Origin of the sequence: Pseudomonas sp. D4002, from assembly GCF_013385665.1 — a bacterium.
GTDB lineage: Bacteria > Pseudomonadota > Gammaproteobacteria > Pseudomonadales > Pseudomonadaceae > Aquipseudomonas.
Map to the genome: position 1 here is coordinate 88,675 of NZ_JACAPN010000042.1, position 16,485 is coordinate 105,159.

General features: G+C 53.7%; 14 protein-coding genes and 1 pseudogene. 4 read left to right on the top strand and 11 right to left on the bottom strand.

The window, feature by feature from the left end; genetic code table 11:
- Nucleotides 1–66: 66 nt before the first annotated feature.
- From HX824_RS26130 to HX824_RS26145, 4 genes are all read right to left on the bottom strand, one after another.
- Entirely contained in the window at nt 67–1,287 is a 1,221-nt protein-coding gene (locus HX824_RS26130) for an alpha/beta fold hydrolase (RefSeq protein WP_007913176.1), read from the bottom strand.
- Nucleotides 1,288–1,352: 65 nt separating this feature from the next.
- Nucleotides 1,353–2,741 carry an MFS transporter gene (locus tag HX824_RS26135; protein ID WP_007913177.1) on the bottom strand — a complete coding sequence of 463 codons (1,389 nt, stop codon included), beginning with the start codon at nt 2,739–2,741 and terminating at the stop codon, nt 1,353–1,355.
- A gap of 390 nt (nt 2,742–3,131) precedes the next feature.
- A complete protein-coding gene (locus tag HX824_RS26140) occupies nt 3,132–4,058 on the bottom strand; it encodes a LysR family transcriptional regulator (protein ID WP_007913178.1) in 927 nt (308 codons plus the stop codon).
- Nucleotides 4,059–4,142: 84 nt separating this feature from the next.
- Complete coding sequence (locus tag HX824_RS26145; RefSeq protein WP_007913179.1) at nt 4,143–4,679, bottom strand: 2,4'-dihydroxyacetophenone dioxygenase family protein; 537 nt, start codon at nt 4,677–4,679, stop codon at nt 4,143–4,145.
- A 352-nt stretch (nt 4,680–5,031) separates the two neighbouring features.
- Here HX824_RS26145 and HX824_RS26150 point away from each other — a divergent pair, with 352 nt between their 5' ends.
- Together HX824_RS26150 and HX824_RS33035 are read left to right on the top strand one after the other, a co-directional pair.
- Nucleotides 5,032–6,036, top strand: coding sequence for an LLM class oxidoreductase (locus HX824_RS26150; RefSeq protein ID WP_177055433.1), 1,005 nt, complete (start codon nt 5,032–5,034; stop codon nt 6,034–6,036).
- Nucleotides 6,033–6,980 carry a nuclear transport factor 2 family protein gene (locus HX824_RS33035; RefSeq protein ID WP_177055435.1) on the top strand — a complete coding sequence of 316 codons (948 nt, stop codon included), beginning with the start codon at nt 6,033–6,035 and terminating at the stop codon, nt 6,978–6,980. The genes HX824_RS26150 and HX824_RS33035 overlap by 4 nt, the downstream gene beginning before the upstream one ends.
- An 18-nt stretch (nt 6,981–6,998) precedes the next feature.
- Here the strand turns inward: HX824_RS33035 and HX824_RS26160 are convergent, their stop codons facing one another.
- The 5 genes from HX824_RS26160 to HX824_RS26180 form a co-directional block, all read right to left on the bottom strand.
- Entirely contained in the window at nt 6,999–8,015 is a 1,017-nt protein-coding gene (locus tag HX824_RS26160) for a substrate-binding domain-containing protein (protein WP_007913182.1), read from the bottom strand.
- A gap of 161 nt (nt 8,016–8,176) precedes the next feature.
- The gene (locus HX824_RS26165; RefSeq protein WP_027620510.1) at nt 8,177–9,139 is read right to left on the bottom strand and encodes a cyclase family protein; all 963 of its coding nucleotides are present in this window, start codon (nt 9,137–9,139) and stop codon (nt 8,177–8,179) included.
- A 47-nt stretch (nt 9,140–9,186) separates the two neighbouring features.
- A complete protein-coding gene (locus HX824_RS26170) occupies nt 9,187–10,290 on the bottom strand; it encodes a glycerol dehydrogenase (protein WP_177055438.1) in 1,104 nt (367 codons plus the stop codon).
- Nucleotides 10,291–10,361: 71 nt separating this feature from the next.
- Entirely contained in the window at nt 10,362–11,132 is a 771-nt protein-coding gene (locus tag HX824_RS26175) for an SDR family NAD(P)-dependent oxidoreductase (RefSeq protein WP_177055439.1), read from the bottom strand.
- A 655-nt stretch (nt 11,133–11,787) separates the two neighbouring features.
- Nucleotides 11,788–12,726 carry a LysR family transcriptional regulator gene (locus tag HX824_RS26180; RefSeq protein ID WP_122597435.1) on the bottom strand — a complete coding sequence of 313 codons (939 nt, stop codon included), beginning with the start codon at nt 12,724–12,726 and terminating at the stop codon, nt 11,788–11,790.
- 121 nt (nt 12,727–12,847) lie between these two features.
- On the opposite strand from HX824_RS26180, the gene HX824_RS26185 reads away from it, so the two are divergent.
- Together HX824_RS26185 and HX824_RS26190 are read left to right on the top strand one after the other, a co-directional pair.
- Entirely contained in the window at nt 12,848–13,774 is a 927-nt protein-coding gene (locus HX824_RS26185; protein WP_177055441.1) for an alpha/beta hydrolase, read from the top strand.
- Nucleotides 13,775–13,953: 179 nt separating this feature from the next.
- Nucleotides 13,954–15,126, top strand: a complete 1,173-nt coding sequence (locus tag HX824_RS26190; RefSeq protein ID WP_177055443.1) for an MFS transporter — start codon at nt 13,954–13,956, stop codon at nt 15,124–15,126.
- Nucleotides 15,127–15,347: 221 nt separating this feature from the next.
- On the opposite strand, the gene HX824_RS26195 is transcribed toward HX824_RS26190, so the two are convergent.
- Complete coding sequence (locus HX824_RS26195; protein WP_177055514.1) at nt 15,348–16,124, bottom strand: SDR family NAD(P)-dependent oxidoreductase; 777 nt, start codon at nt 16,122–16,124, stop codon at nt 15,348–15,350.
- Nucleotides 16,125–16,265: 141 nt separating this feature from the next.
- Nucleotides 16,266–16,367, bottom strand: a pseudogene (locus HX824_RS33040) (transcriptional regulator); the annotation flags it as partial.
- Nucleotides 16,368–16,485 lie beyond the last annotated feature (118 nt).

Consider the following 16,485-nt stretch of genomic DNA (forward strand, 5'->3'; position numbering starts at 1 on the left):
TTGAACCTTCGCGTTAAATAAACGCAGAAAAGCCCGCCTGACGAGCGGGCTCCTCAATCAGATCTTTCAGCCTGCGTGGCCGTGACCCGCTTCACGAAGGAAAGCGCGTACCGTGTCACAGAACTCCAATGGGTTCTCAGTCATTGGATAGTGGCCAGTACCTGCGAGCACGGCGATCTTACTACCGGGAATGCGAGATGCGGTCTCCTCAACCTTCTCTTGGTACACCAACCAATCCGCGTCACCGCGCAGAAGTAAAACAGGCGCTTTGATCTTTCCAACTTGTTGCCGCTGATCAAAGTTCGCATAGCCTGTGAGGTCACCTTTCATCACCTGCGGCGTGGTGCGCGAGATCTGCCACACCACCTCCCTCGCACGATCTGGTGGAGTGCGATTGCCCGTCATCGAACGAGACCAGGCACCGATAATCTCTGGCCCATTCATGAGCAACATATCGAGGAAGAACTCGGAAACCGTCGGGGTAAAATCTGCCCCTTCAGCTGAAATGATCGCGCTGTACGCATCGGGCCGACGTGCCCCCAATTCCAACACCAGATTGCCACCCATCGAGCATCCCATGATGGCGGGTTTCTCAAGTCCCAAAGCCTCCATAAGGTGCTCATTGAACTCCGCATGGCGAGTGAGGCTGTGGAATGGGCCTGATTCGGGTAGCTCTGATTTGCTGTGCCCGGGGGCGTCAATTGCAATGACGCGGAACTCATCTGAGAGGCCGTCCAGTACGTGCCTGTACATCAGAGAATCTTGTGATGCTGCGTGGAAGCAAACGAGTGGACGCCCCTCCCCTGATTCTTCGTAATAAACGCGAATTCCATCAACGGTAATGTACCGTCCTACCGTCTCTTTCCCCGACGGCTTAGGCCCGGGAGAGTACGAGACTGGTGGGTTATTATTAGCTTTCCCTACACGCTTCATTGCGTCGAACGCGCGGGCCATCACATCTACGTACTGCCATGCAGCAACCACGTTGCCCTCAAGCTCAAGTTTTCCCAATCCAGGGGACAACGCTTCAAACCAATCGATCTTTCCGTCAAGAACGCGCTGCCACTCATCATCAGCACCAGACACGATGATGTCAGCGCCCAACGGGCTTCCTTCCGGGTAAACCGCAACGACTTTACCGGCGAGAACCGCAAGCGTTGAAAAACCTGTGCTGTGCTTGAATTGAATGCGCCCATCAAAATAGCGAGCAGCGGCAGTCCAGTCGGCATCACCGTTTAACTCGTCGGCGAGTTGGCTCAACCATTTGGCATCATTAATAAGGGTCATGACTTTCTCCTAGCTTTAGCTATCCCCAAGGGGATTTTCTTGTAAGTGCAGGTGCGATCGGTTCGTTACAAACCCATGTTGCAAGAGGACTTCGATACCAGCGCCTTGTCGTACTTCAGGAACCAACCGGTAGTTTCTCGGGTGAAGAAAATGGTGATGATGGCCGCCAGTACCATGAGACCGGAGATAAAGTAGAGAGCGTAGTTGTAGCCCGCAGCCTGCTCAAAGCCACCACCTGCGCCGATGAACATCCCGATCACGAATGGCCCAAAGCCACCGGCGTAAATACCGACGTTGACGATTGAGCCCGCCAGGCCAGTCGTGCCTTGCTTCGCAGAGTCAAACGCAATGGCATACAGCAACGTGTAGGGCGCGTTCATCGCGAACCCAGCAAACAACTGAATCGCGATAAGCCAAGTCAGGCTGACGGATGAGTATTTGAAGAGGTACATGCCCACCGCAAGCCACGCGAAAACAAGCACTAGGCAAAGTTTTCGGCCTGCACGGTCTGAAATCCATCCCCAAACGATCTGGCCGATACCACCGGTGATCGTGAAGAGCACCGAGTAAGCAGCTGCCTCTGCGAAGTTGTAATGGGCAACAAAGGCCAGGTACTGAGGTAGCCAGAAGCTGATGCCGAAGTAGCCAACGATTGCAAACATCGAGATTAGAGCGATAGCGGAGATGTTCGGATTTTTCATTGCCGACTTGAACGCGCCTTTGGGCACCTCCACCACACCTTGTACCGCTTCCATTGATGGAGGGGTCTCACCCACGGCTTGAGCGTGTTCAACAAAGGACTCGTAACGCTTCTTCGTACTGAACCACCAGTAGACCGAAAAGATGATGATCATCGGTACAGGGAACAGCAGGAATGCCAAGCGCCAATTTTCCGGGCCGTAAGCGTGGAGTAGAGCACTGATCGCCAAGCCACCGATCAATGTGCCCCAAGGGTATCCGGTGTGATGAAGTCCTAGGGCGAAACCACGGCGCTCCTTCGACCACCACTCAGACAAGGAAGTGACTTCGATGGCTTCGCCAGCACCGCCAAATGCGTGAGACATCACTTGCAGCGCGACAAGCACTCCAAGCGAGCCAGTCAAGAAATTGAGGCCGGTCAGAAAGGTGAATAGCGTGTAAGCAATCACGATTGGCAGATGGCGGTATTTACGCATCCATCCCTGACCGCCTTTATCAGCCCAAATCATGCAAGGCACGGCTATCAAAGATGTAGCGATCGTGATGAACGCGGCAAGCAGTCCAGTCAGCTCAGCGCTTGTCTTGAACTCGCTGGTGATGGAGGGCAATACCATAAAGAACATCTGGCGGGAGTTGGCATCCATGGCATACACGAGCCACAAAAGAGCCATCGCGCCCCACGAGGCTGCACCTGCTCCTTTTGGCACACGATTGACCGCAGGTAATGCTTCGATTTTGTCTTGAGCAAATCCCATGGGGATATCTCCGGGTATTTATTTTTATTCTCCGGCTGAGGATCGGTGGTTTGCACACATACGCCTCAACATCCGAGATGATCCAGCACTTGTCGTACTGTTCACCATGGACAGAGGTTATGGCTCAATTTCAGGGCTGAATATAGCTGGCAAAGCACACCTGCTGTGACCGCCAGGAACAGGTCAGTGGCACAAAATGAGAGAGGCGCCAGCGAAGCATTTGGCTAAGTAATTACTGGGAAATAGGTCTCAATTTTTGGGGAGCTCTGTTGGGCACAGAGCAGGAGGTAAAATTACAGAGAGGTGGAGTATTGGCTCTCTTGTGCATGAGCCAAAGTTGCACGCTTGCGCGGAGGGAAAGTGAAAGTAAGCGCGGGGCCGTAGTGGCTATCAAGTCGCTTCGGGTAGTCCTCTCACGACCTTCCATGGATGTGCTATCCATTTTTTTTGGAAAAACTCGATGAAAACTCGGATGCGGGGACTTAGATGTTTTCTATCCGAGTAGAGCAGGTAAATAGGCTCTAAGATCTCCGCTTTGTACTCGTCAAGCAGGAGCACCAGCGATCCGTCCTGAATGTCTTTTCCAATGTGGAAATCCGCAAGACGGACTATACCCGCACCTGATTTGGCCATATCTCTCAGCAGCTCACCCTGGGTAAAGGATCCTCGAGGCTTCACAGGGGTCGTCACACCTAGGCCATCTTGGATAAAGGCCCATTTGTTCCAAGGGCTGGCAAAACTGAAGTTAAAGCATCGATGATTCATCAGGTCTTGTGGCTGCTGCGGTGTTCCATACTTTTCCAGGTAGTCAGGTGAAGCACACAGCAACCATTCACATTCGCCTATCTTCTTTGCGATTCTGGAAGAGCTCGGAAGAATCCCGCTGTGGATGGCTATGTCCAATCCCTGCTCGAACTGGTCAACGAACTGAGCGCCTAACTGAATCTCGACATCAAGACCGGGATAAGTGTCGAGGAATTCTGGCAACCAAGGCACGATTTGCTGCTTCGCAAAAGAGGTCATCGTGTGGATGCGAAGCGTGCCACTGACCCTTGAAGGAAGCCCTTCTGCCAGAGAGTCAGCTTCACTCATCGCCTCAACCACAGCTTTCGCACTGCGCAGGTAAGCAGCCCCCTCCTCCGTCAGAGTGAGGACTCGGGAACCCCTCTGGAAAAGCCGAACCCGAAGCCGATCCTCTAGCCGCGCTATCAATTTGCTGATGGCCGACGGAGTCATCTCGTGCGCCCTGGCGGCGGCAGAAAAACTTCCGCACTCTGTTGACCAGATGAAGGCTAGCATTTGGGAGTATTGATCCATTTCGGTACGCTCCTTACGCGACTGAATCTACCTGTTTATCTACACAAAAAAACGCGCCGTAGCGCGTTCTTTTTTGAACCAGAATCAGCGAATGAACTGCTCGATATAATCGTCCGGCAAGCCCAAATTTTTGTAATGGCTGCGGGCAGCTTCCAGCTTGGTGAAAACGTCTTCATAGCCAACCGCGACACCCTGTGGGTCGACGTAAGTGTAGCCACCCTGAACGTGGAACCAAGTAATCATTTCTTCGACATCTTCAGGGACGAACAGAGTGTGAGTCTCCCCTGGCGGCTCGAATGCAAAGGAGCCTTCATCAGCAACCCAATCGTGTTCGAGGTAGTACCAACGCCCCTTCAACACGATCGCATGTACTGCACCTGAGTGGCGGTGACGAGACAAAACCCCGCTCTGCCGCACTCGGAGCAAGTTGATGTAGTACCCACCGCTAACGCTCAGCAGCAGTGGTTTGAAAGATACTGACTTGGTGACAGGCACCCAGAGATTATCGTCTTCGAGCCAAGTGGTCATAACGCCTGGATGCACCATGTCTGGAGACATGAAGGGCACCTGCGGCAAAGCATAAGGAATGGCAAGTTCATCAGGTTTAACGGGCGTATTCATTATAATTTCTCTCAACGTGTGACTGGCGAGCGAGCCAGGATTTCAATCGCTGAGTGAGAGTAGGTGATGCTCTCGCACAGGAGAATACTCAGAAATTCACACCATCTGTGACCACTCGTCACAGCGCGTAAGACTCATCCCGTTGAAGGCCGCGACTCATCTAAGACGCCTACTGCGGACGAGTTCAAGCGATTGACCCAGCAGATTTTTCATTGTGTGGATAGCGGCCACCAGTGGATCGCGCCCCATCAGAGGGGACACATTTTCCCCAATACCTTCACTACCATGCAGACCTGTTCATCTGAAAGCCGCTTACACAGTAGTAATCGGCTTGAAATAATGAGGTTTAGCAATGACTTCTCTCAGCCCTTCCCTTGAGCTCAGTCCCGAACTTGCAGCTCACCCGGCCTATTCGCGAGTGTTCCAGCCCGAAGGCCTCACCTTCGGATACATCATGCCCTTGGAGGGCTATCCGAATTCACCGTTTCCCACGCTGCAGGATCATCAACGCCTTGCTCGCATCGCGGACGAGGCTGGATTCGCAAGTCTGTGGATGAGAGATGTGCCCTTCTATGACCCGAGCTTTGGTGATACTGGTCAAATGATCGACCCGTTTGTATATCTGGGATATCTGGCTGCTGTTACCAAAAACATTGCCTTGGGCACAACGGGCATCGTTCTTCCGTTACGTGAACCACTGATCGTCGCTAAGCAGTCCGTTTCGGTCGACCAGCTAACCGGCGGTCGTTTCTTGCTAGGGCTATCCAGCGGAGATCGCCCGATTGAATATCCAGCATTCGGGATTGATTTCGAAGCGAGAGAAGAACGATACCGGGAAGGCTTCGAGCTGATTAAGACAGTCACTGAAACCAGCTTCCCAAGCGTCTCAACCAAACTTTTCGGCCAGCTGGAAGGCTTGCTAGACATGGTACCCAAGCCCGTGGGCCCTCGACTCCCCATGATTGTCGTGGGCCGGGCCCGTCAGACGCTTGAGTGGATAGCCAATAATGCCGATGCCTGGATTTGGCATCTGAGCGACTTCAATCGTTTGCCGGGCCTCATCCGCGAGTTCCGTTCTGCCAGCCAGACCGGCAATGCAAAACCATACGGCTACGCGACATTTTTCGATCTGGCGAAGGATCCGAGTACACCGCTGGAACGCGGCTACAACGGAATAAGGATCGGGCGTAATGCTCTCGTGGAGCTCTGGAAACGGCAACAGGATGAAGGTGTTTCACACGTCGCACTGAATATCAAACCTCTGCAGCGACCAGCCGCTGATGTCCTGGAGGAGATGGCTGAGTATGTCCTGCCACACTTTCCCATAGGCCAACCTGCCTCGCAGGTGACCCAGTGACCGGCTCAAGTGATCGCACCGACATTAAGGGCGTTATAGCCACCTTTCTGGAAGCCTGGGAGAGCGGTAATTGGGAATCTGCTGGGGATATATTCACTGACAATTGCCAGTTGGTGACAAGCCACATGTCCGCTCATGAGGGTGGACGCAAGATTGTCAGAGCTTTCCAGCAAGACCGTGCCAAGGCTGATGGCTTTTCAGTGAAGGCAACCAATCACTATGTGGGAGGTGGAGAAACCGACGCCACTTTCAGTTTCTACGTCTATGGCCATATCAGCAAAGCCACAAAGTCGGCCAAGCTCGGATTTGGAATGACAGTCACGGGCTCTCTGAAAAAGACAGCAGGCACCTGGCACCTCGACAGCGTGCTGATTGCCTTGAATTGGGTAACCGGGGACTACTCGCTTGCAACTCACTGGCAGCTTCCACCAGGTGACGACGGATGGAGGATTGGCGATCCCGCTCCGACCATCGTGAGCGAACTGAACGCGCCATGGCTTGCTTTCCCAAGCTCAACGCCTTCGGTACCCAGCGAGGAGTGTATTGCTGAAACCTACGCTCGTTACTCATGGGCGCTGGATCAGGCTGATATGCAGCTACTTGCCCATTGCTTTGCCAACGACGCCGCTGGTGATTTCCAACCGATGGGCCTTATTGAAGGGCGTCACGCGATCATCGGCTCATTCAAAGAGTTTCGCAGGCCCTGGCCGTGGATGCAGCATTTCGCGGACGTGCTGGAGATCAAGTCCGACGAGGAAAAGGGTGTAGCGGAAATGATTGTCGGCAGAGTCATTCCTGGAAACTCACACACGCAAGATGGCACGCCTCTCTATGGCGCGCATTACCGGATGCGGCTTCGTCGCAAACATGAGGGCTACTGGCAGCTGACCTGGAGCGAGTACCGCCCAGGCTGGTTCAATGCCAATGAAGCACCAAGAGTTTAGTCCCTTCTTGGAAACGCTCTAGGGCCGTGGCGCCGTACTATCTCGGACGACGAGTTCGATTTGTATGCGCTCGCGGCGTGCAAGTGGGCGCCCCTCGATCAGCGCAACGATGTTGTTGGCGCTGCTGATACCAATTTTCGAAGTCGGCACCCTGACGGTCGTCAGGGCTGGCACGTAGGCAGCCGCGAACTCGATATCATCGAACCCGCTGACTGATAGTTCTTTGGGGACGTCGATCCCATTGGAGCGCGCTTCCGCCAACGCTCCGATACAGGTGAGGTCAGTGCTGCAGACAATGGCTGTAGGCTTGGGGTTAAGCTCCATAGCAATCCGCAGCCCGGCGCGCCCTCCCTCAATCGTGAATGGCTGCTCAATAATCCGTTCACTTGAAAGCTCTATCCCTGACTCGAGTAGCTGAGCGGTGATTCCTTTCAGACGGTATTTTGCCCGTTCGTTGTTAGAAACAACTCCACTGATCATGGCGATACTTTGATGACCAAGGCTAAGCAAGTGCTTGGCAATCAATCGACCACCCTCCTCATTGCTAAATCCCACGCAGTGATGGTCGTGAGCACCATCTAGCGACCACATGAGAATGAATGGGCATTGGGCGGCAGTTAGTGCTTCATAAATTTCAGGACTATGTTCAGTACCCACTAACAGTAGGCCTTCAACGCCCCGCTCAATCATGTTCCTTACGTTTACCAGTTCCTGCGCCTGGTCGTATTCATGGGAAGAAATGATTAAGTGATATCCAAGCTCCGTTAGCCTTAACTGGAGGGCCTGGACAGCTTCAGCGAACGCAGGGTTGTTAAAAGTAGGAAAAACGGCTCCGATGCTGTGCGTGCGCCTGGATGCCAAGGCACGCGCGGCCCCGTCTCGCACGTACCCGAGCTCTTGAACAGCTGCTTGTACTTTGGCCAGCGTGGCAGGTTTCACTAAGTGCGGGACAGCCAATGCTCTTGAAGCACTCCCCATCGAGACGCCCGCCAATTCAGCCACATCCTTGAGCTTCGGTTTCTCGATTTTTTTCATTGGAAATTCAGCATCCTCGATCGTAGCGCGGAGACAGGACGATCAGAAGAACGCCCTCGATTTGCGCAGAGGATGATAAGCCAACAGCCTGCCGTTCGGGAGCCGTTAATTGGAGGGAAAAACCTGAGAGCAGCGTTTCTGCTGCCCCCAGGCAAAAACACTTATTTAATGACGATCGGATTCACAGGAGCTCCGGTTCCGCCAACGACCTTTAGAGGGGCTGCGGTATAGAGAAACGTCCACTGACCGTCCTCAGCGCAGTCCTCAGCGAGGGGATCAAGCTGAGCGATCTCAGTGAGAGTGATGCCCAAATTCCTCATGAGTGCGTTGTGCAACGGCAACGCAACCCCTGACACGGGATCGACGGTGACTTCGTTAGCAATGGTGTCGGTGACGATGTTCGGAATTTCCATTTCCTGAAACCACTTCACCAGCTCAGGGCTGTAGGTCAGGCCTGGCTCGATAAAGTCTTTGTAGAACTCTTCCGGGTCGCGTTTATAAAACGAGCCGATCCATCCAGTGCGGATGATGAGAATGTCGCGCTTGTTGATAGAGACGCCTTGAGCCCGGGCCGCAGCCATTAAATCCTCATGGTTGAACGTTTCACCTGCATCCAGCACGTCTTTACCACGGTGGCGCGCTATGTCGATCAGAATGCCTCGGCCAACGATGCCTTTTTCACCCAATGGAGCAACGCTCGCCTTGGCCAGGGAACCGATAGTGGTATCGGCGCTGTAGCCATTCCAAATCTGATCGTCGTACCAGACATGCCCAAGGGCGTCGTACTGAGTTGACCCTTGAAGATGAAAAAACATCACGTCGTCGGCGAACTCGTAAGAGCCCGGAAAATGTGGGCCTTTGCCACAGTTGTAGTGACCACGATCCATGATATTCATGCGTTTTGACTGGGAGCGACCAGGCCAGACCGGGTCACCAGCAGGATCTGCCATCCGCACCTGCAAAGTAAATGTCTTGCCTTGCTTGACCTCTTTGACCCCTTGGAGAACTTCGATACCTGTAAGGTAGTTGAGTGAGCCTACCTCATCATCCGGGCCCCACTTACCCCAGTTCTTAGGGGAGTCTTTGAGCAAGTCATGAATATGCGGAACGGTCTTGTCTGTCATTTTCTGAGCCTCTTTTATTCTTGGATTAGCTGTGCTGCATTTAGCGGTTAGTTGAAACGTTCAAATCGTTGTCCCAGCTCGTCGGCACGAGCGAGTCCTCGGATGAGTCGTTCAGCCGTAAGGGCTGGCGACATATTTTTTGCGTACACCGCACCCAGTGTTGCCTGGACGACAATGTCCAATTCCTCAGAGGTAAACGGAGACGTCTGGCCAAGGCCGTCGAGGGTGATGGGAAGATTCACATCATTCAGAAGCTGAGCGACCTCTAGGATCTCTGAGTCTGGGCGCTCTTCGACGGACATCTGCACCAGCGTCCCGAATGCGACAAGCTCACCATGCAGCATGGAAGTAATCGCAGGAATTGCCGTAAGACCTCGCACAAGCGCATGAGCTAGCGACAAGCCGCCACTCTCGAACCCAACGCCACTGATAAGGACGGTTCCTTCAACAACCCGCTCGACATCATCATTAACCTCGTGCCGGCCTACTGCTTGGTAAGCGCTGCACCCGTAGGTCATAAGCGTCTTAAACACTGCCTCTGTTAGCAGCAATGCAGTGTTCAACGCTGGAGTACCAAATGAGTTATTGCCTCCGGCAGACTGACATTGTTGCGCCTCAAACTTTTTACTGATGGCGTCGCCGATTCCTGCGGCGAAAAATCTTGCAGGCGCACGGACAATGACTTCGGTGTCGACGACGACTGCGGAGGGGTTCATGTTCAGGTACTCGACACCAACGACTTTGTGCGCTTCGTCGTAAAGCACGATCAAACGGCTGGTTGGGGCGTCGCTGGAAGCAATAGTCGGGCATACGACAATGGGCACGTTGAGTTGAGCTGCCATCCCTTTGGCCGTATCAATCGTCTTACCTCCACCCAAAGCGATAATGGTGTCGGGTTTGTAATCAGCGGATCGTTCACAGAGCGAAGCAATTGCGGCTCGGGTGCATTCTCCGGGGAAAACGATACTGCTCGCTTCGATCCCATGCTCAATCAAGGCATTCCCGACTTCAGGCCACAGGTGCGCCGATACGAACTCGTCGCACAACACCAAAGGGCGTGATCGCCCCATATCGGAAAGGATTCTGCCAAGCTGCCGTAGTGCGCCAGGCCCTTGTTCATATCGGCCAGGAAAACCCATTGTTCGAACCATGCCACCACCTGCTGCGGAAAACCGGAAGATAAATTGTTAGATTGGACGGGAGGCCCGCTAAGTAATCAGGATCAGCGCATCAACCAGCCACCCGCCACATCCAAAACTTGGCCCGTGATGAAGTCGCTGTCGTTTGAAGTCAAAAAGCATGCTGCTTTAGCTACCTCAAGTGGCGTTCCAAGACGGCCCAACGGAGTCTCATCAACGACTGCCTGGTTCGCCTGCGCAGAAACGGTTTTCAGAAGCGGTGTTTCGATGCGTCCCGGAGCCAGTGCGTTTGCAGTAATGCCATAGGGCCCGAGCTCGCCTGCCAGGTGACGGGTAAAACCGATAATCGCGGCTTTAGTAGCGCTGTAATGCGCCGCGACAATAGGCAAATAGGCGCTGCCGGCGACGGAAGACATGTTCACGATTCTTCCAAAGCCGCGCTCAACCATTCCCGGCGCGATTGCCCTAACCAGGTTGAACGATCCAGTGAGGTTGATGCCGACGACCCTTTCCCATTCCAGAGGATCCATTTCCCAAATCGGTGCGGGTGCGCCCTGATGTTTGGGTGACACGCCTGCATTGTTGATCAAGGTGTCGATCGTGCCGAGCTGCTCACTAAGCTCAAGACAGGCTCGACTGCATTGAGCGAAATCTGATACGTCAGCTTTAGCCCAAGCCACCAAATGTCCGGCAGCACTGAGTTGCCGGGAAAGCTCGGAAACTGACTGTTCGTCGAAATCTACCAAGGCAACCCGCGCGCCCTCCTCGCAGTACAGCCGGGCAATTGAGGCACCGATGCCCCCTCCTGCCCCGGTAATGAGAACTGTGCGTCCTGAATGTCGAAGATTCGTCATGCCAAATTCCCCGCGCTGAAAAAACAGAAACAAGAGGCGGTGATGCTCAAACGCGTCCGATGCCGCACTGGCTGACCGAAAATTTCGGACTCATTTAGGCGGGTGGTTTTAGGAGATTTGCGTGGCGAAGCCAGTGCCCCCGTGCCGGAGCGGTCTGTGACTTTAGGTAAGAGAGTGGCGAGGGCAACCTGCGTCGTTGACCGAGCGAAGGCTAATGATGCAGTGATCATTATGATCTCCAGACTTGCCTAGGAAAACGGCAAATATGAATCGTTTCATTCTCACAGCCTGCGGCGCTTAGCCAACAAAATATGTGATCTTTTCACGACTCTATTTTTTGTATTTATTCTCGAAAGAGATATTTATGAAGCGCTTCATTTTTATTCGGATATTTGACCGCTGTCAAGCGGTCTGCATGGTCACTTCCCCAGCAAGGAGCGCCAGTAGTTCCGACGCAACGCAGTCATGAGCATCTGCGCCAATCATATTGAGGATGTGGAAAACACCGGCGCACTAAGCCTATAAGGCACTGGCTCCTTTGGCAGATGCACGGAATACGGGCGCAGTGCCCACGCCTGGAAGTCGGTGCTCAAGTGAAATGAATAGGCGATGCATATGTTAGGTATCGACTAGCCGTGCGAGCTTCACTCACGGGTCAGGCAGAGTGAATGCCTTCCGCAGAATGCTGATCCCATGGTGGGCATGGTGACCAAGCCTCCACGAGCTTATCAATGAAGAGTCGAATTTTTGGAGAGAGGTGTCGCTTGCTAGGGTAGATCACCCGAATAGGCTCTGCGGCCTCTGCATACCCAGCGAGCAATTGAACAAGCTTGCCGCTCCTCAAATCGTCGTTCACCACGTAGGAAGGAAGAGTCGCGATGCCCAGGCCAGCTACAGCTGACTGGTGTAATGACTCAGCACTGTCCATCTGTAGCCTTCCACCATGAGTAACGGACACAGAGCTACCATTCACGCGAAAATTCCAAGGAAGCAATCTCCCACCACTCACGAAATGCAGGCACTGGTGCTCGGATAAATCCTCCGGCGTTTTAGGCTCGGCGTGCTCAGCCAAATATTTGGGGGAAGCGCAGGTAATCATTTGTTGGTAGGCCACAGTGCGCGTTAACAACCGAGAATCTTCCTTCGGTGGCCCGATGCGCATGGCCAAATCAAATCCCTCATCGATCAGATCGACCAGCCTGTCAGAAAAAGTGATATCCACGCTCAGGGAAGGCCAATCCTTAAGGCAGCACTCAATGTGCTGAAGTACATGAAGTCTGCCCAGCGCAACCGGCAGACTCATCCGCAGTCGCCCACTGGGTGTCGAACGACGAAACGCAAGGGCATCCTCCACGTCGTCCAGATCCTGAAGAACGCCCACGCAGCGCTCATACAGAACCTGGCCGTCATCCGTCATGCTTAAACTGCGCGTAGTGCGATTCAGTAAACGTACCTGTAAACGAGCCTCGAGCCTGACTATCGACTTCCCCACTGCAGAGCGCGTAAGGCCAAGCTGTTTTGCCGCCGCAGTGAAGCTTCCAGCGTTTACCGAGCTCACAAACGCGGCAATATCATTCAGGTTATGGAGTTCCATACGGCCTCGGTGGTCTCAACGTTCGGGCGGCTTAGCACCTGTTATGGGGAACCCTATTCCCCAATACTAAGCATAGTATCTCAATTAGCTAATCCACTCCCAACGATCAATTGAGGTCATTATGAACACTAAAGTCCAAGCAGCCGTCCAAACCTGGGCCAATAGCCTTAGCGATCTGGTACCCGTTCTTAAGGGAATCGATACCACCACAAAAATGAGCGACATCCGCGACTCTTACGCAAAAATGCTCGCGCAAAATCCAGCGCCAGCTGGCGTTAAATTCGAAGCAGTCGACATGGGTGGCGTACCAGGCACACTGGTTACTCCGGACGAGATCAAAACCGACGCGGTCGTAATGTACATCCACGGCGGCGCCTACATTGTAGGACGTCCAGACGGCTACCACGGTATCGGCGGCAACTACGCGAAAATGCTCGGTGCTCGTGTGTACATGCCGGACTACCGCCTCGCTCCTGAGCACAAGTTCCCAGCATCAATTGACGACACATTGCGCGCTTACGAATGGTTGCTTGAGCAGAAAATCCCGGCTAACAAAATTGCGTTCTCTGGCGAGTCGGCTGGCGGCGCAATGGTCGTCAGCGTCATGGTCGCGGCTAAATCGAAAGGGCTTCCATTGCCTGCGGTTGGCTCCTCCATCTCACCATGGGCTAACCTTGAACACACCGGTGCTTCCATGAGCAACCGTGAAGGTCTGGATCCTCTGAACTCCAAGCCTGTCTTGGACATCCTCGCCAGAGCATTCCTAGGCGCCACATTGGCCAATCATCCTCTGGCCTCACCTGTGTTCGCGGACGTCACCGGTCTTCCACCAATCTTGGTGCAGATCGGCGAGAACGAGCTGATGTTGAGTGATGCAATGCGCCTTGCAACTCACCTGGCTGATAACCGGGTTCGCGTGAACTTGGAAGTATGGCCTGCGATGTTCCACGCCTGGCACTTCTACGCCACCATGCTGCCAGAAGGTCAGCAGGCTATGGAGAGTTCCGTTCGGTTCATCGAGGCTGGCTTGGCCGACGCTAACCGCTAAAACGCAGGACAACCGCGATAGCTTTGTGGCTGTCGCGGTTTTGCTCATTCCTGTTTCTATAAAAGCTTCATCAGGCTATTCAGAGAGCCTGAGCAAGCGCCCTGCCCAACCCCATAAATTTCACCAAACGCCCCTTCTTGGCAGGCCGTGTCCACTGAACTCAGAAGATGGTTTTTCCGATGACACCAGACCGCAGCACTATCAACCCAAGGGTCTATGCGCTGACCTTCACTGCATTTGTAATGCTCTCTTCTGAATTTATCGTCGCAGGTTTACTACCTGAAATTGCAACATCGCTGGCCATCACTATTGGGGCGGCGAGTGGGCTGGTGACAGCTTTCGCCTTAGGCATGGGCATCAGCGCGCCAATCATTGGTGTTCTAGCACACCGGGCCTCGAAACGATCCCTTCTCATCGCCGCGTGCGTGGTACTTGTTCTCGGAAACGGGATTTCCGCAGTCTTTAGCGACTATTACATCATCCTCATTGGTCGCGTGCTAGGAGGAATCGGTGTTGCTGTTTTCTGGACAAACGCCGCTCTTGCCGCGAAGTCACTGTCGCAAGGCCGCAATGAAAGCATGGCGATTGGTAGAGTCTTGGTAGGAATCTCGATCGCATCGGTCGTAGGCGTCCCGGTCGGCAAGCTCATCGCAGACGCTACCAATTGGCGGATGGCGATGTGGATGATGACGGCGCTGAGCTGTGTGGCTTTGCTAACCGTGTGGATTTGGGTGAGACCTACTGAAGAATCGCGGCAGAAAGAGAATCTGCGCGACACCCTGCGCGTAGCCTTCAAGCCTGACGTCTCAATGACCTTGGTCAGTTCATGCTTAATGTTTGCTGGCGTTGCCTCGGTATTCAACTTCTTGGCTACCTTCCTAGAAAAGGAGACCGGCTTCGGTGAGATGAACGTCACACTGATCCTATGTCTCTACGGCGTCGCAGACATTGTGAGCAATTTGATCCTATCCAAACGTGTGGAAGATGATCTTGAGCCACTGTTCAGACGGGTCTTGGTGACCATGGCCGTGGGCATGTGCGTCTTGTCAGTGTTTGGCAATCTCACATGGGCTGTCCCACTCGCCGTCATCATCGTTGCCAGCAGCCACGCCGGTGTCAGCCTGCTTATCGGAATAGACGTGCTAAAAAGGGCTGGGAACGCTGGTCAGTTGATCAACGCCATAAACGTATCAATGATAAATCTAGGCATCGGCATTGGTGCAGTCATCACTGGGTTGCTGGTAGATCGCGTGGGCGTTAGCAGCATAGGCTGGGTTGGCGCATGCTTCATTGCTCTGGCTCTGTGTACCCGACGGAAAATAGAACACAGCCACCAACAGCATAATGGCTGAGCCGTAGACGGATGCTTAAAAGTGCCCGAGCTTTAAGGAAGCGCCGGCCAATGCGGGACATGCCGCGTCGATACACAAGCTTCACGGGTTCAGCGGGCTGACTACTGGAACTAACACTCTGGTAACGCACAAATAAAAAGGGCCCCAGGGGCCCTTATGCACTCAAACTAAAGTCACTTGGTCAGCCAGGACTCAACGGTCGCAGAATGGGTTGAAAAGTCTTAATTAGCTTTGTTCTCAACCAGGCAATTGCCTCCATCCACTACGAGCAGCTCACCGGTGATGTAACTCGCTTCAGGCGAAGCCAGGAACACAACGGCGGCGGCCACTTCGTCTGGTCGCCCCGCTCTCCCGAGAGGCGCAGATCGTGCGGCTTTGACTTCATCAGGCGTGCTCGACCCTGTAGCTATCCAGCCAGGGGCAACTGAATTCACCGTGATACCTTGATGAGCAACCTCAAGAGCTAGACTCATGTTCATTCCTACCATTCCCGCCTTTGCAGCACTATAAGCAGCCTCCCCTGGATTACTGGCCCGTGTGCCGGTAGTTGAGCTGATGTTAACTATGCGGCCATAGCCTCTCGCCCGCATCCCAGGCAACACCCCTTGGGTTAACAGAAACGCAGTTGTCAGATTTCTAGCAATGGAAAGATTCCAGGTTTCGAGGCTCGTACTCGTGAACTCAGCGAACGGCTCTGGGCTCCCTTGCATCGCCATACCGGCATTATTTACAAGAATATCGATGCGCCCCCAGACGGCCTCAGCCCAAGCGACGAATTCACTCACCTGAGTTTCCTGAGTCAAGTCGACCGGTCGACCCACTGCTTCGAAGCCGGCGGCGCGTAACTCCGCAACCCGCTCATTGATGCGTGCGCTGCTTGCCGTGACGATCAACTTGGCCCCTTGAGCCCCAAGACGACGGGCAATGGCCATACCGATTCCAACCTCACTGCCCGCTCCACTAACAAGCGCCACCTGATCCGCCCAGCTTGAATTCATCATCCTTGCCTCCGTTGAAGGTTTGCGAGAAGCACATGAATGGAGGTGTAGCAGATAGCCGAAAACGAAGGTGGAGGATTCGGTCGCTTACGTCGATTAACTGGCCCTTTATTTATACTCAAACCAAAATCACTCGGTCAGTCAGGACTCAACGGTGGCGGAGCCGTGCTCAGCTTTCCATTCTTTGAGGGGCTTGTGGTTGCCGCCTTTAGTTTCGACAACCTCGCAAGTGTGAGGATTTTTTGTAGATCTTCACTGGGGTGGCTTACGAGAATCTGATTTGGTTTCGGTGGCGGGAGTACCACGAGCCTCATGCGGGACAAGCATTGAAAGCAAAGCTGCTTCACCTTCCCCAGCTATT